Source organism: Aureimonas sp. AU12 (genome assembly GCF_001463705.1).
In the GTDB taxonomy this organism is placed as follows: Bacteria; Pseudomonadota; Alphaproteobacteria; order Rhizobiales; family Rhizobiaceae; genus Aureimonas.
Window position 1 is genome coordinate 1 of sequence record NZ_BBWH01000048.1, and the last position, 18,446, is coordinate 18,446.

Consider the following 18,446-nt stretch of genomic DNA (forward strand, 5'->3'; position numbering starts at 1 on the left):
GGTCTCGGGCGCCGCGGCATCGAGCGACAGGGCCGCCACCGCCGCGCCGTCGCCGCGCAGCAGGACGGGCCGCCCGAATCGCAACTCGGCGCTGGCGCGCTCGAACCGGGCGACGGACCGGTCGCCATCGCCCAAGAAGGGCGTCGGCTGCCGGTCGGCGGAAGAGGGGGAAGACATCGTGTCCATGACGTGACGCTACTCGCCGGTGCAGGAAGCGGCCGAACCGCTGGAAACAGAGATGGGGCGCAGGCTTAGCCAGCCAACGGTCTCGGGCCTGCGGCAAAAATGGGCGGTTTGCCCGTCTCCCACAAGGGCGGACCGCCGGGTCGTCGATGAGACGGACTGTCGCCTGACCGCGCATGCGCCGGCGCGTCGCGGATGCACCCCGCGCCATTTCGCACTAGTCTGGTCGCAACCATCCGCCGGAAGGAGCCGCCGTCATCGAATCGAATCCCGACCGGCGACCCTCGAAGGCCCGCGCGGCGAACGAGCCGGGCGCTGCCGCGCTGTGGCTGGAGGGGGCCGGGCGCACCGCCTTGCGCAGCGAAAGCTTGCGGCATCCCAGATCGGACGAGGTGCTCGTCCGCAGCCGGTTCGGCGCGGTCAGCCGCGGCACGGAGGCGCTCGTCTTCGCCGGTCGCGTGCCCGCTTCGGAGGGCGAGCGCATGCGCGCGCCGTTTCAGGGCGGCAGCTTCGCCTTCCCTCTCAAGTACGGCTACGCGGTGGTTGGCGAGGTGGCGGCCGGGCCGCCGCCGCTGCTCGGCCGCACCGTCTTCTGCCTGCACCCCCATCAAGACCGGTTCGTGGTACCGGCCGATGCTGTCCATCTCGTGCCGGACGGCGTGCCGGCGTCGCGCGCGGTGCTGGCCGCCAACATGGAGACCGCGCTCAACATCGTCTGGGATGCTGGCATCCTGCCGGGCGACCGCGTGGCGGTGGTCGGCGGGGGCACAGTGGGCCTTCTCGCCGCCTGGCTGGCCAGCGGCGTTCCCGGCACCGACACGGTGCTCGTCGACATCGACCCCGCCCGCCGCGCCGTCACCGAGCGGCTCGGCCTTGCCTTCGCGCTGCCCGGCGCGGCGGACGGCGAGCGCGACTGCTGCCTGCACGTGTCGGGCTCGCCGGACGGACTGGCGAGCGCGATCGAGCTCGCCGGCTTCGAGGCGCGGGTGGTGGAGGCGAGCTGGTACGGCACCGATCTCGTGCCACTGGCACTCGGCGCTGCGTTTCACGCTCGGCGGCTGACGATCGTCAGCTCGCAGGTCGGCCACGTGCCGGCCGGCCGCCGCGCGCGCTGGACGCCGTCGCGGCGCATGGCGAGCGCGCTCGCGCTGCTGGCCGATCCCCGCCTCGACGCCCTCGTCTTAGGCGAGACGGCGTTCGTCGACCTGCCGGGCGCCTATGCCGGGATCCTCGCCTCGCCGGCCACCCTTTGCCATCGCATCGTCTACTGAAAGGCTCGCCCATGTTCTGCGTCGAGGTCAGCGACCACATCATGATCGCCCATTCGCTGCCGCGCCCCGTGTTCGGTCCCGCGCAGGGGCTGCACGGCGCAACCTACGCGGTGGACGCCGCCTTCTTCGCGCGCGATCTCGACGCGGACGGACTGGCGGTGGATATCGGCCTGGCGCTGGAGATCCTGCGCGAGGTGCTGCAACCGCTGAACTATCAGAACCTCGACGAGCTCGAGGCCTTTCGTGGGGCGATCACCACCACCGAGTTCATCGCCCATCATCTTTTCGAGGCGATCCGCGCCGCGCTGCAGGCGGGACGGGCCGGCGAGGGCGGGCGCCGCATCGTCCGTCTGCGGGTGCGGCTGACCGAGACCCCGAATGCCAGCGCGGCCTACGAGGCCGATCTGTGAGCGACGTGCTCTACGTCGCCATTCCAGGCGACCCCGCGACCGTCACCGGCGGCTACGCCTACGATCGCCGGATGATCGAGGCGCTGCGCCGCGCCGGGCGGACCGTCGAACTGGTGTCGCTGCCGGGATCGTATCCCGTTCCGTCCGCCGCCGATCTCGACGCGACATGCGTCGCGTTCCGGGCCTTACCGGATGGTGCGCTCGTCCTCGTCGACGGCCTCGCCTTCGGCGCCATGCCCGAGATCGCGGCGGCGGAGCGCGACCGTCTGCGGCTCGTGGCGCTGGTGCACCATCCGCTGGCGCTGGAAACCGGCCTGTCTGCTGCGGATGCCGAGCGTCTGCGGGTGTCGGAAAGCGAAGCGCTGGCCCAGGCGCGGCTCGTCGTGACCACCAGCCCGGCGACGGCTCGCGCCCTTCGCGCCGGTTTCGGCGTACCGGCCGAACGGCTCGTCGCGGTTCTGCCCGGTGTCGATCGAGCCCGCCCGAGCGATCCACCGTCCGGCCCGCAGGTGATTCTCTGCGTCGCCACGATTACCCCGCGCAAGGGGCACGACGTGCTCGTGGAAGCCTTGGCCCTGCTGGCGGATCGCACTTGGACCTGCCGGCTCGTCGGCGATCCCACCCGCGCGCCGGAGACCGCGACGCGGCTGCGCCGGCAGATCGCATCCGTCGGGCTGGAGGCCCGTATCGCGCTGGCCGGCATCGTGCCCGACATCGCCGCCGAATATGCGGGCGCCTCGATCTTCGCGCTCGCCTCGCGGTTCGAGGGCTACGGCATGGTCTTCGCCGAAGCGCTGGCGCAGGGCCTGCCGATCGTCGCCTGCGCCGCCGGCGCGGTGCCGGACGTCGTGCCGCGGAACGCCGGCCTGCTCGTTCCGCCGGACGACCCCGTCGCCTTCGCCGCCGCGCTCGGACGCCTTCTCGACGATCCGCCACTGCGCCGCCGCTACGCCGAAGGCGCACGCATCGCGGGCGAAGCGCTGCCGGGCTGGGACGAGACCGCCGCCGCGTTGGCCCGCGCAATGGATGGGGTGGCGCCATGAGCGGCTTCGATACGAGCTGGCTCGACCTGCGAGAGCCCGCCGACAGGGCGGCGCGCGATGCCCGGCTACTGGCTGCCGCAGCGGCTGCGACGGGCAGCACCCCCGGCGCGCTGATCGTGGACCTCGGTTGCGGCACCGGATCCACCTTTCGCGCTCTCAACGGCAGTCTGCCCGCGCCAACGGCCTGGCGGTTCCTCGACAACGACCCGGCGCTCCTCGCGCAGGCCGGGGAGCGATGCGGAGCGGCGGTCGATCTGCGCCGGACGGATCTCGCCGCACTCGGCGCCGCCGATCTCGCGGGCGCACGTCTCGTGACGGCCTCGGCGCTGTTCGACCTCGTGTCGCGGCGCTTCGTCGAACACCTCGCCGGATTGCTGAGCCGGGACAAGCCCGCGCTCTACGCCGCCCTGAGCTATGACGGAACGGCCTCCTTCGACGAGCCGCATCCGCTGGACGGTGCGGTCGTCGAGGCCTTCAACCGGCACCAGCGAAGCGACAAGGGCTTCGGGCCCGCCCTCGGACCGGACGCCACCCAGACCCTCGCTGCCGTTCTGCAGGCCGAAGGCTACCGCGTCGAGACCGCAGACAGCCCCTGGGTGCTCGGCCCCGATCAGATGGCGCTGCAACAGGCGACGCTCGACGGGTTCGCGCAGGCCGTCGCCGAGACGCAGACGCTTGCCGCCGAAGAGGTCGCCCTCTGGCACGCGCATCGAAAGGCAGCGGCCGCGCGCGGTGTCGGCTGCCGCATCGGCCACAGCGACCTACTCGCCGTTCCCACACTCTGAGGGGCGGGCCTGCGCCAGACTTGCCGAACCGGCCGCAAATTGCCGCCAGCCCCTTGATCTAGCCGATCGCATCCGATACTCGCTGTCTTGTCGGAGAGGTGGCCGAGTGGTCGAAGGCGCTCCCCTGCTAAGGGAGTAAACGGGAAACCGTTTCGTGGGTTCGAATCCCATCTTCTCCGCCATCGCAGATGCTAGCGGCATCTCACGGGATCTGTTTCACAACGATCGGAGCTGCGAAGTTCACGGGAACACACGTGACAACGCGGGGCATCCTGGACGGTCAGTGCATGGCGCCGAGGTTCCAGCCTGACGCCAGCGTTCATCAAGCGGGATGAGGCGTTGTAAGCTTCGTGCAGAACGACCATTCCGCAGATTCCACGCATAGTAGTCTTCCAGCAGGCAAACGCCTTTCGTCCTCGTGCAGGATTGCGTATTTCGGAATGCCGGCAGATGTGCGGGATGCTCGCCGCAGGGCCGAGCTTTGCGGCTTCGACAGCCAGCACCAGCGCTTCGAATGGTGACCCGCCTTGAGCCGATCGGTCGGAAAATGCATTCGGTGACGATCGGAAGATAATGGGAAAAGCGGGCCCTCTCCATCCTCTCAGTTCCCGGATTGGGTGCGGCCCAAGACGGCGCGTGAGAAGTGGGATGAGGCTAAGGGCTTAAGGATGCGTGAGAGCCCCGACATAACGCATCGGTACGAATCCATGAGACCGACGTCCGTCACGAGCGGTTGAGTTTGACGCGCCGCGGCTGGGCTTTGCGTCGCGGCATATGCCGCAAGCGAACCGGGGGCCGAGGAGGCCCGCCGGGTCGATTCGTCGGTTGCGGTCCGGCCGTCAGGCCTGACGCGCGGCCATGTGCGAGTCGAGCTTCTTTCTCGACGGCCCGTAGCGCTTGATGATCGTCTTCGCCTCGCTCGGCGGAATACCGAACTTCTTGGCGAAGCTGTCCGCGTCGTAGGGCACTTCCGCCGCTGCACCGCGCTTGAGATCCGGCTTGGTCTTCGATGTCTCGGTCATGCCGGCGTGTCCTTTGGTTGTTCCGTTCAGCTCGTGGCGTCGCCCTGCGACGCCGGCCCTGCGTCCGTCATGTCGTCCGACTGGGTCTCGGCGTCGCGCTTGGCGGCCTTGGCATTGGCCTTCTCGGCCTTCTTGGCGGCCTTCGCCTTATCGCGTTCCTGACGCTCGAAATCGAAGTTCGGCTTTCTCATGTCGTTCCCTCTGAGTGACCCAGTCGTCTGCATATAGGCCTGGAACCGTTCAATGCGAAGCGGCGGAATGCCGGAAGTGCCGCACTTGGCGACGAAGGCGTCGCTTCATCCCCTCGGCGATCGCCTCTGCCGGTGTCTCCACGGTGGCTCCAGGTGGCCGAACCCGGCGGTCTACGGCGGTGCCATTGCATCCAGGCGGGACCTCCGTGATCTGCGCAACACTGCAGGCGGTCGTCTGAAAGCTGGACGCGTCCGCCGTTCATCCCGTTCAAAAGCTTGGCGATTTGGCGATTGTGGTGCGATCGCGCGACTTGTAGGATCGCCGGAGCCGCCACCGTGTCGCGGCGGTGTTGTCGAAAGTCTCTGCGTCATGGGTCGTCGGATCGCCCTTCCTCTCGTCGTGGTCGCGGCCGTGGCCCTCGTTCTGGCCTGGTGGGCGGGTCTGATGTCCGGGCCGGGCGCTTTCGATGGGAACCCGCGCACCGCCACCGCACCCGCGGCGCCGTTGGAAGCTTCTTCCTCGCTGGAGCCTGTCGCAAACCCTCCCGCAACCGCCACACCCGTGCCCGGAACCGCCGCACCGACCGCCGCCGCGCCGAGCTTCGCACCGGCAGAACCTTCGGATCAGGCCGTAATTCCCGCCGACTCCGACTCCGAACCCGATACGGCAACGGCCAAGCCGAGCTTCGACATCGTGCGCGTCGAGCCCGATGGATCGGCGGTGATCGCCGGGCGGGGTCGCCCGAATGCGACGATCGTTTTGCGCAACGGCGAGGCGGCGCTGACCGAGACCCGCAGCGACGCCAACGGCGACTTCGTTCTCGATTTCGCGCTGCCGGTCGGCGAACACCGCCTGCGGCTGGCCGAAGCCGGCGTGCCCGGCGAGGTCGCTTCGGACGACGCGGCGATCGTCAGCGTCCCGCCGCGCGGCCGGCCGGAGGATCTCCTCGTCATGATGCAGCGTCCGGGCGAGCCGTCCCGGATCCTCGTGAAGCCGCGCCCAAGCGAACCGGCGATGGCCGCACTCGCGCCGACGTCGCCTCCCGACGCCGCTGGGTCGCCGGCTGCCGTGCCGTCGACGCCCGAGCAGGCACCGGCTACGCCGTCAGCCGATGCCGCCGCCGTATCCGCTCCGACGACGCAGGCGCGAGTCAGCCCGCCATCCGCATCGGGCAAGCTAACGGTGGAGGCAGTCGAGATCGAGCGCGGCAGGCTCTTCGTCGCCGGCGCGGCTGATCCGCGCTCCACGATCCGCATCTATCTCGACGGACGCCTCGTCACCGAGACGCGCGGCGGGGAGGGCGACCGTTTCATCGGCTCGGCGCTCGCCGACGTCGCGGTGGGCGATCACGTCATCCGCGCCGACGAGATCGGGTCAGACGGCACGGTGATCGCGCGAGCCGAGGTCCCGTTCAACCGGCCCGATACCGGCGCCATGGCGGCCGTGGCCGCGGACGAACCGTCCGCGATTCCTGCGCTTGACGGTGCGGTGATCACCGCCGCGCCGGGCGCTGCCGACATCACACCGGCGACGGCGGACACGGCGACGGAGGCCGCCTCGTCTCGACCGACCTCGCTGCAGACCCGGCTCCAGCCGGTCGAGGCCCGCGTCATCATCCGCCGGGGCGATTCGCTCTGGCGGATCTCGCGCGGCACCTATGGGCGCGGCAACCGCTACAGCGAGATCTATCTCGCCAATGGCGACCAGATCCGCGATCCCAACCGGATCTATCCAGGCCAGGTGTTCCGCCTGCCTGAGGACAAGGAGAAGGCGGCCCCGAAGGGGTGAACGCGCCGTCGCTGCGACCCGATCGTCGCGGCGCACGACGGGGGATGGCCGAAGGCGGGCGGGAGGTCTAGAACCCTTCCAGTTTCGCGGTCCTCTTTGCCGCTCGCGCGCGTTGCCGGCCGGCCGCGCCCTTCACGGACAGTCTCAGCTTGCCCCCATCCGATACGACCACGGTGTCCGGCGACGGCAACGCCATGTGGAAGACGCTGAAGAACCTGTGGCCCTACATGTGGCCGCAGGACCGCCCGGACCTGCGCGCCCGCGTGCTCTGGGCGAGCTTCTACCTCGTTCTCGCCAAGCTCCTCACCGTCGGCATTCCCTATTTCTACAAATGGGCGACCGATGCGCTCGACGGCGCCAACTCGGCGCGCGAGGTCCTGCCGCTCGTCCTCACCGGCGCGATCACGCTCGTCGTCGCCTACAACGTGGCGCGGGTGGTCTCGGTGGCGCTCAACCAGCTCCGCGATGCGCTGTTCGCACGGGTCGGGCAGTATGCGGTTCGCGTGCTGGCCTACCGCACCTTCGTCCACATGCACGAACTGTCGTTGCGCTTCCATCTGGAGCGGCGCACCGGCGGCCTCAGCCGCATCATCGAGCGGGGCACCAAGGGCATCGAGACGATCGTGCGGTTCACGATCCTCAACACGCTGCCGACCATCCTCGAATTCGCGCTGACCGCGGCGATCTTCGGCTTCTCCTACGGCGTCTGGTATCTCGTCGTCATCGCCGCCACGGTGTTTCTCTATGGCTGGTTCACGATCAAGGCGAGCGACTGGCGCATCGCCATCCGCCGCGAGATGAACGACAGCGATGCCGACGCCAACACCAAGGCGATCGACTCGCTTCTGAACTTCGAGACCGTCAAGTATTTCGGCAACGAGACGATGGAGGCCGAGCGCTTCGACCGCTCGATGGCGCGCTACGAGAAGGCCGCGACGCAGACCTGGACCTCGCTCGGCTGGCTGAACTTCGGCCAGGGCGTCATCTTCTCGGTCGGCATGGGCACGGCGATGGTGATGTCGGCGCTGGAGGTCCGCGCAGGCACCCAGACGCTCGGCGACTTCGTGTTCATCAACGCGCTGCTGATGCAGCTGTCGATCCCGCTGAACTTCATCGGCTTCGTCTATCGCGAAATCCGGCAGGGCCTCACCGACATGGAGGAGATGTTCCGCCTTCTCGCCATCCGGCAGGAGGTGCGCGATCCCGTCGAGGCGCCCGATCTCGTGGTGCGCGAGGGCGCGATCCGCTTCGAGGACGTGCGCTTCTCCTACGATCCCGAGCGCCAGATCCTGAAGGGCGTGTCCTTCGAGGTGCCGGCCGGCAAGTCGGTGGCGATCGTCGGCCCCTCGGGCGCCGGCAAGTCGACGATCTCGCGGCTGATGTTCCGCTTCTACGACGTGGATTCGGGGCGCATCACCATCGACGGGCAGGATATCGCGTCTGTCCGGCAGGCCAGCGTCCGCGCGGCCATCGGCATCGTGCCGCAGGACACCGTGCTCTTCAACGATACGATCGCCTACAACATCCGCTACGGCCGGGTCGACGCCGCCGAGGACGAGGTGAAGCGCGCCGCCGATCTCGCGCAGATCTCCAGCTTCATCGAGATGCTGCCGGACGGGTTCGCGACCATGGTCGGCGAGCGCGGCCTGAAGCTCTCGGGCGGCGAGAAGCAACGCGTCGCGATCGCCCGCACGATCCTCAAGGCCCCGCCGATCCTCATCCTCGACGAGGCGACCTCGGCGCTCGATACGCACACCGAGCAGGAGATCCAGAGCGCGCTTCAACTCGTCTCGCGCCAGCGCACGACGCTGACGATCGCGCACCGGCTGTCCACCATCATCGACGCGGACGAGATCATCGTGCTGCGCGCCGGCGAGATCGTCGAGCGCGGCACGCATCGCGATCTTCTGGCCGCCGCCGGCCTCTATGCCGAAATGTGGACGATGCAGCGCGAGGAGAACGAGGCCGAGGAGGTGCTGCGCCGTGCCCGCGAGGCGGACGCGCTCGGCGTCCTCGAGCGCAAGCGGCAGCGCGAGACGATCTGAACCGATCGGCTCGCCGTGGGTTCATCGTTGAGCCCGGCCGCGAAGCCCCCTATGTGGTACACTTGGCGCGCGAAGCGGGCCCACGCCGGACTCCCGGCTGACGACACGTGAAAGGAACTCGCCCTCGATGGACATGATCGCATCGATCCGCAACGCTCTGGTGCCGATCCATCGTGCCGGCTATCCGTTCATCGCCGGTTTCTTCGTCGCATCCGTCCTGCTCGGACTGCTCTGGGAGCCGCTCTTCTGGGCCGGCCTCGTGCTGACGCTCTGGTGCGCCTACTTCTTCCGCGATCCCGCGCGCGTCACCCCGATCTCCGACCAACTCGTCGTCAGCCCGGCCGATGGCCGCGTCTCGCTCGTCGGCCACGTCGTGCCGCCCGCCGAGCTCGGCCTCGGTGACGAGCCGCTGCTGCGCATCTCGATCTTCATGAACGTCTTCGACTGCCACGTGAACCGCGCTCCGGTACGGGGCCGCATCGCGCGCATCGCCTACAAGGAAGGCCAGTTCAAGAATGCCGAGCTCGACAAGGCGAGCGAGGTGAACGAGCGATCCTCCTTGGTGATCGAAAGCCCGCGCGGCGAGGTCGGCGTCGTGCAGATCGCAGGCGCCATCGCGCGTCGCATCATCGTTTTCTCGCAGACCGGCGATCATCTGGAGGCGGGCGAGCGCTTCGGCCTCATCCGCTTCGGCTCGCGCCTGGACATCTACCTGCCCGATGGCGCCGTTTCGCGCGTCGCCGAAGGCCAGAAGGCCGTCGCGGGCGAGACCGTCATCGCCGATTTCTCGGAACGGCCGCACGGCTGGTCCTGGCGCAAGGATTGAGCGGGATGAACGAACCGATCCCACATTCGCCCGAAGCGTCCACCCGGCCGGTCGTGACGTCGTCGCGCATCCCGTTTCGGCAGGTCCTGCCGAACCTCGTCACCATCCTGTCGATCTGTGCGGGCGTCACGGGCATCCGCTTCGCCTTCGAGGGCCGGTTCGAGCTGGCGGTGGGGCTGGTTCTCGGCGCCGCCTTCCTCGACGGCATCGACGGGCGCATCGCACGTCTCGTCAACGGCCAGAGCCGCTTCGGCGCCGAGATGGACTCACTCGCCGACATCGTCAATTTCGGTGTCGCTCCGGCGCTTCTTCTCTACGCCTATACGCTGCACGACGTCGGCTCGATCGGCTGGATCGCGGCGCTGCTCTACATCAGCGGCTGCGCTTTACGCCTTGCCCGCTTCAACACGATGCTGGACGAACCGAATCGGCCGGCCTGGAAGAGTGCCTTCTTCGTCGGCGTTCCCGCGCCGGCCGGCGCGGGCCTGGCTCTGTTCCCGGTCTATCTCGGCTTCACCAGCAACGTGAACGTGCCCGATCTTACCGCCTTCTTCGCGGCGGTCTATCTCGTGGCGATCGGTCTCCTGATGGCAAGCCGCATCCCGACCTATTCGGGCAAGACGATCGGCATCCCCGTCCGCCGCGACCACGTGGTGCCGATGATCCTCTTCGTGGTTCTCTATATCGGCTTGCTCCTCAGCTTCTTCTGGGAGACGCTGACCGTCTCGGCACTGGCCTACTTCGCCTCGATCCCCTTCGCGGTGCGCTCCTACCGCAAGCAAGCGGCCAAGAACGCGGTGGCCGACACGCCGGTGTGATCGGAAGGACGCAAGACGCATGGCCAAGCAGTTCGCGGCGATCGACGAGAATCGGAGCGCCTTCATCTCGCGGCAGAAGATCTTCTTCGCGGGATCGGCGGCGAACGGAAGCCGCGTCAATATCTCGCCCCGCTCGACGGAGCATCTCCATGTGATCGGGCCGAACGAGGTCGCCTATCTCGACCTGACGGGAAGCGGCAGCGAGACGGCGGCGCATGCGCGCGCCGGCGGCACGATGACGATCATGCTCTGCGCCTTCGATGGCCCGCCGCTGATCCTGCGGCTCTACGGCAAGGCCGAAATCGCCTTCCGCGGCTCCCCGGCCTACCAGACGTTCCTCGATCGGCATTACCCCGACGGCGAGCCCCTCGGCGCGCGGCAGGTGGTCACGCTGACCGTCGACCTCGTGCAGACATCCTGCGGCTATGCCGTGCCGTTGTTCGACCACGCAGGCGAGCGCCCGATCCTCGACCGCTGGGCTGCGGCGAAGGGCGAGGACGGCTTGCGCGCCTATCGGCAGGAGAAGAACGTTGAGAGCATCGACGGGCTGCCGACCGGCTTCGTGGAAGCCTGACGAGAAGCCATTCGCCTCCGGCTATTCCGGATCGCGATAGCGCAGGAAGCGGTTCTTGCGCACGTCGAAGAGTTTGCCGGTCTCGGTCAGCGAGGGCAGGGCGAGCGGCAGGATCTTCGCTGCGACGTCGGCGGGCTTCGGCAGCGTGTCCGGGTCTTCACCAGGCATCGCGAGGGCGCGCATAGCGGTGCGCGTAGCGCCGGGGTTCACCGAGTTCACCCGCAGGGGCAGGTTGATGGTCTCGTTGGCCCAGGACCGCACCAGCGCCTCCTCGGCCGCCTTCGACGCGGCATAGAGGCTCCAGAACGCCTTACAGGAATGGGCGGCGCCCGACGACAGAACGATGGCGCGCCCTGCATCGGAGGCCCGCAGCAGCGGGTCTACCGAGCGGATCACCCGCCAGGTCGAGGTGACGTTGAGCGTCATCGTCTTGTCGAAGGTCTTGGCCTCGAGATGGCCGATGGGGCCGAGCACGCCGAGCGTCCCCGCATTGGCGACGAGAACGTCGAGCTTGCCCCAGCGCTCGTGGATGGCGCCGCCGAGCCGATCGATGCCGGCCATGTCGGTGAGGTCGAGCGGCACCAGCGTCGCCGAGCCCCCAGTGCCCTTGATCTCGTCGTCGAGTTCTTCGAGGCCGCCCACCGTGCGCGCCACGGCGACGACATGTGCCCCCTCGGCCGCCAGCAGCTTCGAGAGGTGGTAGCCGATGCCGCGCGAGGCGCCGGTGACGAGCGCCACGCGCCCTGCAAGGTGTCCGGTCATGCCCGCGACGTCTCCCGAAGTATCATCCTGCACGCGCGCCGTCGAGGCCGATGCCGCGCCCTCCTGGGTCTCAGCCGTTGCTTGCGATCACCGAGAACCGGCGGACATTGGTCGGCGGCGCTTCCTTGTCGAGAAGCCGGGTCGGATAGTCGCCCGTGAAATAGTGATCGGTGAACTGCGGCGCGGCCGGGTCGCGCGGTGCACCGCCGACCGCACGATAGAGGCCGTCGATCGACAGGAAGGCCAGCGAATCGACGCCGATGTGGCGGGCCATCTCTTCCAGCGAGGCGTGCTGGTTGGCGAGGAGGTTGTCGGCGTCGGGCGTATCGATGCCGTAGAAGTCGGGATAGTGGATCATCGGGCTGGCGACGCGAATGTGAACCTCGCGGGCGCCGGCGTCGCGGATCATCTGCACGATCTTCATCGACGTGGTACCGCGCACGATCGAATCGTCGACGAGGACGACGCGCTTGCCCTCGATGATCGCCCGGTTGGCCGAATGCTTCAGCTTCACGCCGAAGGCACGAATCTGTTGTGTCGGCTCGATGAAGGTGCGCCCGACATAGTGGTTGCGGATGATGCCGTATTCGAACGGGATACCGCTGGCCTGCGCGAAGCCCAGTGCCGCCGGCGTGCCGCCGTCCGGCACGGGCACGACGACGTCGGCCTCGACCGGCGATTCGGCTGCGAGGTTCACGCCCATGTTCTTGCGCGCGACGTAGACGCTGCGGCCGCCGACCACCGAGTCGGGACGGGCGAAATAGACGTATTCGAACAGGCAGAGGCGCTCGGGGGCGGGCCGATCGGCCTTTCGAGCGTCGATCGTGATCGAGCCGTCCGGCTGGATCTCGCAGATGACGACCTCGCCGTTTTCCACGTCGCGGATGTAGCGCGCACCGATGATGTCGAGGGCGCAGGTCTCCGAACAGAAGATCGGCTTGCCGTCGAGGTCGCCCATCACCAGGGGGCGGATGCCGATCGGGTCGCGCGCGGCGATCAGCTTGGTGCGCGTCATCGCCACCATCGAGTAGCCGCCTTCCATCTGGCGGATGGCGTCGATGAAGCGGTCGGAGGAGGAGGCCTGCTTCGACTTGGCGATGAGGTGCAGCACCACCTCGGTATCGGAGGTCGACTGGCAGATCGCGCCGTCCGCGATCAGCTGGCGCCGCAGCGTCAGGCCGTTGGTGAAGTTGCCGTTGTGGGCGATGGCGATGCCGCCGACTTCCAGCTCGGCGAAGAGCGGCTGGACGTTGCGCAGGATCGTCTCGCCGGTCGTCGAATAGCGGACGTGGCCGATCGCGCGGTCGCCGGGCAGGCGGGCGAGCGTAACCGGGTCGGTATAATGGTCTCCGACGAGGCCCATGCGACGTTCGGAGCGGAACTGGCTGCCGTCGAAGGAGACGATGCCGGCCGCCTCCTGACCGCGATGCTGCAGGGCGTGCAGCCCGAGCGCCGTCAGCGTCGCGGCATCGGGATGGCCCAGGATGCCGAAGACGCCGCACTCCTCGTGCAGCGTGTCGCCGTCCGCATCGTCGATCATAGGCTTGCCCGAAGATTGAGACATGGCTCTTGTCCGTTCCTACCCGTCGCTGTGCTGGTGCGCCCCAGATGGGGACACGGCGGACGCATTGCGAAACAAAAATGTCATCGGCGCGCCAGAGCGCGCCGATCTGGAATTCTTTTAACCCATCGCCCGCAAAAGAGCGATCAGTTCGCTGGCGCTTCCGCCGGCTGTTCGCCCTGCTGGATCGCGTCCTCGATCGACGAGGGCTGGTCCGCCGTCCCGTCGGGGGCGACGTTGCCGTCCGGCGCGGTGGGCGGTGCGCCGAAGCGCTCGCGGATCGTGGTTTCGGGATCGGACGGGAGAGCAGCGACGAGGCGCGTGCCGAGATCGTCGAGCATTGGCTTCGAGCGGGCCTGCGTCACCCATCCCGGCTGGTTGCCGGACTGAGGCGGCGTCAGCCAGTTGAAGAACACCATGGCGACGACGACGAGGAGCAGTCCGCGCGCGGCACCGAACAGGAAGCCGAGCGTCCTGTCGATCGCACCGATGCGGCTGTCGATGATGAAGTCGGCGATCTTCAGCGTGATGAAGGAGACGATCAGGAGCGTCAGAAAGAACAGGCCGGCGGCCGAGGCGGCCATCGCCACCTTCTCGTTCGAGATGTAGGTCGAGGCGAAGGGCGTCACGTCGGCGTAGAAGAGGAACGCCACCGCTGCGGCGGCGATCCAGGACAGGACGGAGAGAACCTCGCGCGAGAAGCCGCGCACCATGGCGAGCAGCGCCGACACGAGCATGATGCCCACGAGGATCGCGTCCAGAAGGGTGACTGTCATTCGGGGCCCCAGCCTCTCGCGGTCTCGGACATTTCCAGACGTGCGACCGTTGCTCTTACAATGCGTGCAACGCGAAAAATCAAGTGTCGGATTGCAGTTGCCGTCCCGCGACCCGCGCCACGAGATGCGGAAGCGTGTCGATCTCATGGGCCGCGACGTCGCGGCCGCGCGGCAGCTCGGCGCTGGCGGCGGGCAGCACGGCCTGCTTGAAGCCGAGCTTCTCGGCTTCCTTCACCCGCTGCCCGGCATGCGAGACCGGGCGCACCGAGCCCGACAGGCTGATCTCGCCGAAGTAGACGCAGTCCGACGGCAGCGGCTGGCCCGACAGCGACGAGACGAGCGCGGCGGCGACGGCGAGGTCGGCCGCCGGCTCCTTGATGCGGTAGCCGCCCGCGACGTTGAGATAGACGTCGTGCGTGCCGAGCCGGACGCCGCAATGGGCCTCCAGCACAGCCAGCACCATGGCAAGACGTGGCGCGTCCCAGCCGAGCACCGAGCGGCGCGGGGTGCCGAGCGTCGAGGGCGCCACCAGCGCCTGGATCTCGACGAGCACCGGCCGCGTGCCCTCCATGCCGGCGAAGACGGCGGCGCCCGGCGCCTTGCCGTTGCGCTCGCCGAGGAAGAGCTCGGACGGGTTCTGCACCTGACGCAGGCCGATATCGCTCATCTCGAACACGCCGATCTCGTCGGTCGGGCCGAAGCGGTTCTTCACGGTGCGCAGGATGCGGTAGTGGTGCCCGCCTTCGCCCTCGAAATAGAGCACGGCATCGACCATGTGCTCGATGACGCGCGGGCCTGCGATCTGGCCTTCCTTCGTGACGTGACCGACGAGGATCACCGCCGCGCCGCTCGACTTGGCGTAGCGGATGAGCGCCTGGCAGCCGGCGCGAACCTGCGTCACCGTTCCTGGCGCCGAGTCGGCCATGTCGGTCCAGACGGTCTGGATCGAATCGATGATCACGAGATCGGGGCGCTTGTCCTGCGTCAGCGTCGCCAGGATGTCCTCGATGTTGGTCTCGGCCATGAGCTGCACGCTCGTGTCCTCGACCTTCAGCCGCTGGGCGCGCAGGCGCACCTGCGCCACCGCCTCTTCGCCCGAGACGTAGATCACCTTGTGGCCACCGCGCGCCAGCGCGGCAGCCGCCTGCATCAGCAGGGTCGACTTGCCGATGCCGGGATCGCCGCCCACCAGCAGCGCCGAGCCGCGCACGAACCCGCCGCCCGTCACCCGGTCGAGCTCGTCGATCCCGGAGATGATGCGCGGGGCCTCTTCGAGTTCCCCGGATAGCGGCAGCAGCGCGGCGGGCCGCCCCTTTCGCTTGGAGCGCAGCGGGCCGCCGCCGATGCCGTTGGTGTCGCTCTCCTCGACGATCGTGTTCCACTCGCCGCAGGATTCGCACTTGCCCATCCAGCGCGCGAAGACCGCGCCGCAGTTCTGGCAGATGAAGCTCGCCTTGGACTTCGCCATCCGCCCGCTCAGACCGGAAACCGCGAGACGCGGGGTCCGAGCGAGGTCAGGAACTCGTAGGCGATGGTGCCGGCGCGGCGCGCCGTCTCGTCGAGCGAGATCGTCGGGCCGAAGATCTCGGCGACCTCGCCGGGCACGACGCTGTCGTCCGGCAGGTCGGTGACGTCGATCAGCGTCAGGTCCATCGAGACGCGGCCGAGCACCGGCGCCCGGCGTCCGCCGATCGCGACCTCGGGGGCGGGCTCGACGGCGCGGATCGGCGTCACGCCGGAGGAGGAGCGCAGGAACCCGTCGGCGTAGCCGATGCCGATCGTGGCGATCCGGGTGGCGCGCTCCAGCCGAGCCGAAGCGCCGTAGCCCGCAGCCTCACCGCGCGCGGCGGTGCGCACCTGCAGGATCTGCGCATGGAGGGTCGCGACGGGCCGCAGCGCCTCCTGCGGGTCGAGCGTCCGCTCGCCGCCGTAGAGCGCAATGCCCGGCCGGGTAAGATCGAAGTGAAAGGGCTTGCCGAGAAAGACGCCGGCCGAATTGGCGAGAGAGCGCGCCACGTGCGGAAAGAGCGCGGCGATCCGCTCGAAGCTGGCGCGCTGCCCTTCGCTCTGGCCCGACGTCGGATCGTCCGCCGAGGCGAGGTGGCTCATGACGAGCGTGATGTCGAAGCCGCCGCCGCGTGCGATCGCGAGCGCGCGGCGCGCATCGGCCTCGTCCATGCCGAGCCGGTTCATGCCGGTCTCGAACTGGAGCGCGGCGGGTGCCGGCAGCTTGCCGATGCCGGCCTCCTGCCAGATCCGCACGTCGTCGAGCGTCGAGAGAACGGGGATGAGCTTCTGCTCGCGGCAGATCGCGGCCGCGGCAGCATCGAGGCCCTGCAGCACGAAGATCCGGTAGTTCATGCCGGGCAGGGCGGCGCGCACCTCCGCGCCCTCCTCGGCCCAGGCGACGAAGAAGTCGCGGCAGCCGGCGGCGAACAGCGCCTTGGCGACGTAGGGCGCGCCGAGCCCGTAGCCGTTGGCCTTCACCGCTGCGCCGGTGCGGGCGCCCGGTGCTAGGTTGGCCATGTGGCGCCAGTTGGATTTCAGCGCCCAGCCGTCGATCGTCACGAAGGGACGGCGGCCGCTATGGGGAACGGCTGAGAGAACGGGGTGTGTCATGGAGCGGTTCTATAGAGCTATTCGTAGCGTTCCGGCAGGTGGCTTTCCTCGGCGAGATCGGTGAATCGCGTGAACTCGGCCTGGAAGGCGAGGGGCGCGCTGCCGGTGGGCCCGTGCCGCTGCTTGGCGATGATCACCTCGGCCTTGCCGCGCGCGTCGTTCATCTCCTGCTGCCACTTCATGTGCTCGTCGGTGCCGGGCTTGGGCTCCTTGTTCTGCAGGTAGTACTCGTCGCGGTATACGAACATCACGACGTCGGCGTCCTGCTCGATCGAGCCCGATTCTCTGAGGTCGGAGAGCTGAGGACGCTTGTCCTCCCGGTTTTCCACCTGTCGCGAGAGCTGCGACAGCGCCACGATCGGGACGGCCAGCTCCTTGGCCAGCGCCTTCAGGCCGGTGGTGATCTCGGTGATCTCCTGCACGCGGTTGCCGGCGTTCTTCGACGAACCCTGCATCAGCTGCACGTAGTCGATCACCATGACGTCGAGGCCGCGCTGGCGCTTCAGTCGCCGCGCGCGGGCGGCGAGCTGCGCGATTGAGATGCCGCCGGTCTGGTCGATGTAGAGCGGCGCCTTCTGCATCATCTCGGTGCAGGCGACGAGCTTGGAATATTCGGCGTCGGTGATGTTGCCGCGCCGGATCTTCGAGGAGGAGACCTCCGACTGCTCGGAGATGATGCGCGTCGCCAATTGCTCGGCCGACATTTCCAGCGAAAAGAAGGCGACGACGCCGCCGTTCTTGGCCTTGAACGTGCCGTCGGCCTGCTCGGCCGGCTCGTAGGCGGCGGCGATGTTGAAGGCGATGTTGGTGGCGAGCGAGGTCTTGCCCATGGCCGGGCGGCCGGCAAGGATGATGAGATCGGAGGCCTGCAGGCCGCCGAGCCGCCGGTCGAGCTCGCGGATGCCGGTGGAGGTGCCCGACAGGCCCCCGTCGCGGTCCTTGGCGGCGCCCGCCATCTCGATGGCCAGCGCCATCGCGTCCTCGAAGGACTGGAAGCCGCCGTCGTAGCGCCCGGTCTCGGCCAGCTCGAACAGCGAGCGCTCGGCCTCCTCGATCTGGCGCTTGGGCTCGGCATCCACCGGTGCGTCGAAGGCGATGTTCACCATGTCCTCGCCGATGCGGATCAGCGAGCGTCGGATGGCCAGATCGTAGATCGCGCGGCCGTAGTCGGCGGCGTTGATGATCGTGGTGGCTTCTGTGGCGAGGCGCGCGATGTACTGCGCCAGCGTCATGTCGCCGATGCGGTCGTTGGCGGCAAGGAAGGTCTTGATCGTAACGGGGTTGGCGATCTTGCCCATCTTGATCATCGTCGAGGCCTTCGCGAAGATCTCGCGGTGGATGCCCTCGAAGAAATGGTCCGGCTTCAGAAAGTCGTGGACGATGTAATAGGCGTCGTTGTTGACGAGGATGGCGCCCAGAAGCGCCTGCTCCGCCTCGATGTTCGCCGGGGCCTCGCGGTAGAGCGGCGACTCCTCCTCGAACTTGCGCGCGGCGTCCGCCATCTCGTGCCATCTCCATGCTCTGGGTGAGCGGTCACCCTACAGGAGATCACGGGCCGAGACCAAACGATGCGCGGTCGCGGGTTCTAAAAAGCGACGTCGGATCGGCGACGACCCTCGTCGCGGTGGACAAGCTGTGGGTTCGCCTATCGATCGCTTGACGCACGACGCCTGCCGGCGGTGGCGCTGATAGGCCGAACCATCCACACGAAAAAGGGGAGCCCCGGCTTGGCCGGAACTCCCCTTCGCGATCGTCTCATTCCGGTCGCGAA

General features: G+C 68.3%; 17 protein-coding genes and 1 tRNA gene. 10 read left to right on the forward strand and 8 right to left on the reverse strand.

Annotation, left to right across the window (positions count from 1 at the left end):
* Positions 1–551: 551 nt before the first annotated feature.
* The 5 genes from AUL33_RS18985 (at position 552) to AUL33_RS19005 (ending at position 3,874) form a co-directional block, all read left to right on the forward strand.
* Positions 552–1,454 carry a zinc-binding alcohol dehydrogenase gene (locus AUL33_RS18985; RefSeq protein WP_244492351.1) on the forward strand — a complete coding sequence of 301 codons (903 nt, stop codon included), beginning with the start codon at positions 552–554 and terminating at the stop codon, positions 1,452–1,454.
* Between the two features lie 11 nt (positions 1,455–1,465).
* Positions 1,466–1,864, forward strand: a complete 399-nt coding sequence (locus AUL33_RS18990) for a 6-carboxytetrahydropterin synthase (protein ID WP_062212097.1) — start codon at positions 1,466–1,468, stop codon at positions 1,862–1,864.
* A complete protein-coding gene (locus tag AUL33_RS18995; RefSeq protein WP_062212100.1) occupies positions 1,861–2,907 on the forward strand; it encodes a glycosyltransferase family 4 protein in 1,047 nt (348 codons plus the stop codon). Before AUL33_RS18990 ends, AUL33_RS18995 begins: the two co-directional genes overlap by 4 nt.
* Complete coding sequence (locus tag AUL33_RS19000; protein ID WP_062212104.1) at positions 2,904–3,692, forward strand: hypothetical protein; 789 nt, start codon at positions 2,904–2,906, stop codon at positions 3,690–3,692. The genes AUL33_RS18995 and AUL33_RS19000 overlap by 4 nt, the downstream gene beginning before the upstream one ends.
* A gap of 92 nt (positions 3,693–3,784) precedes the next feature.
* A tRNA-Ser gene (locus AUL33_RS19005) sits at positions 3,785–3,874 on the forward strand.
* Between the two features lie 657 nt (positions 3,875–4,531).
* Here the strand turns inward: AUL33_RS19005 and AUL33_RS19010 are convergent.
* Positions 4,532–4,714, reverse strand: coding sequence for a DUF3606 domain-containing protein (locus AUL33_RS19010; RefSeq protein WP_062212106.1), 183 nt, complete (start codon positions 4,712–4,714; stop codon positions 4,532–4,534).
* A 26-nt stretch (positions 4,715–4,740) separates the two neighbouring features.
* Positions 4,741–4,905, reverse strand: coding sequence for a hypothetical protein (locus AUL33_RS22575; protein ID WP_192843225.1), 165 nt, complete (start codon positions 4,903–4,905; stop codon positions 4,741–4,743).
* A 370-nt stretch (positions 4,906–5,275) separates the two neighbouring features.
* On the opposite strand from AUL33_RS22575, the gene AUL33_RS22955 reads away from it, so the two are divergent.
* From AUL33_RS22955 to AUL33_RS19035, 5 genes are all read left to right on the forward strand, one after another.
* A complete protein-coding gene (locus tag AUL33_RS22955; protein WP_062212110.1) occupies positions 5,276–6,694 on the forward strand; it encodes a LysM peptidoglycan-binding domain-containing protein in 1,419 nt (472 codons plus the stop codon).
* 194 nt (positions 6,695–6,888) lie between these two features.
* Positions 6,889–8,739 (forward strand): ABC transporter ATP-binding protein/permease, encoded by a 1,851-nt coding sequence (locus AUL33_RS19020; RefSeq protein ID WP_062212355.1) that lies wholly within the window; start codon positions 6,889–6,891, stop codon positions 8,737–8,739.
* Positions 8,740–8,836: 97 nt separating this feature from the next.
* On the forward strand, positions 8,837–9,565 hold the full coding sequence (locus AUL33_RS19025; protein ID WP_280137837.1) for a phosphatidylserine decarboxylase: 729 nt from the start codon (positions 8,837–8,839) through the stop codon (positions 9,563–9,565).
* Between the two features lie 5 nt (positions 9,566–9,570).
* Positions 9,571–10,383 carry a CDP-diacylglycerol--serine O-phosphatidyltransferase gene (pssA, locus tag AUL33_RS19030; RefSeq protein WP_062212117.1) on the forward strand — a complete coding sequence of 271 codons (813 nt, stop codon included), beginning with the start codon at positions 9,571–9,573 and terminating at the stop codon, positions 10,381–10,383.
* Between the two features lie 19 nt (positions 10,384–10,402).
* A complete protein-coding gene (locus tag AUL33_RS19035; protein ID WP_062212121.1) occupies positions 10,403–10,957 on the forward strand; it encodes a hypothetical protein in 555 nt (184 codons plus the stop codon).
* 21 nt (positions 10,958–10,978) lie between these two features.
* On the opposite strand, the gene AUL33_RS19040 is transcribed toward AUL33_RS19035, so the two are convergent.
* From AUL33_RS19040 to AUL33_RS19065, 6 genes are all read right to left on the reverse strand, one after another.
* Positions 10,979–11,719, reverse strand: coding sequence for an SDR family NAD(P)-dependent oxidoreductase (locus AUL33_RS19040; RefSeq protein WP_062212124.1), 741 nt, complete (start codon positions 11,717–11,719; stop codon positions 10,979–10,981).
* Positions 11,720–11,789: 70 nt separating this feature from the next.
* Complete coding sequence (gene purF / locus AUL33_RS19045; RefSeq protein ID WP_062212126.1) at positions 11,790–13,283, reverse strand: amidophosphoribosyltransferase; 1,494 nt, start codon at positions 13,281–13,283, stop codon at positions 11,790–11,792.
* Positions 13,284–13,426: 143 nt separating this feature from the next.
* Positions 13,427–14,056 carry a CvpA family protein gene (locus AUL33_RS19050; RefSeq protein ID WP_062212128.1) on the reverse strand — a complete coding sequence of 210 codons (630 nt, stop codon included), beginning with the start codon at positions 14,054–14,056 and terminating at the stop codon, positions 13,427–13,429.
* A gap of 79 nt (positions 14,057–14,135) precedes the next feature.
* Complete coding sequence (radA, locus tag AUL33_RS19055) at positions 14,136–15,524, reverse strand: DNA repair protein RadA (RefSeq protein ID WP_062212132.1); 1,389 nt, start codon at positions 15,522–15,524, stop codon at positions 14,136–14,138.
* 8 nt (positions 15,525–15,532) lie between these two features.
* Positions 15,533–16,675 carry an alanine racemase gene (gene alr / locus AUL33_RS19060; RefSeq protein WP_062212135.1) on the reverse strand — a complete coding sequence of 381 codons (1,143 nt, stop codon included), beginning with the start codon at positions 16,673–16,675 and terminating at the stop codon, positions 15,533–15,535.
* A gap of 17 nt (positions 16,676–16,692) precedes the next feature.
* Positions 16,693–18,177, reverse strand: coding sequence for a replicative DNA helicase (locus tag AUL33_RS19065; RefSeq protein WP_062212138.1), 1,485 nt, complete (start codon positions 18,175–18,177; stop codon positions 16,693–16,695).
* Positions 18,178–18,446: the final 269 nt, after the last annotated feature.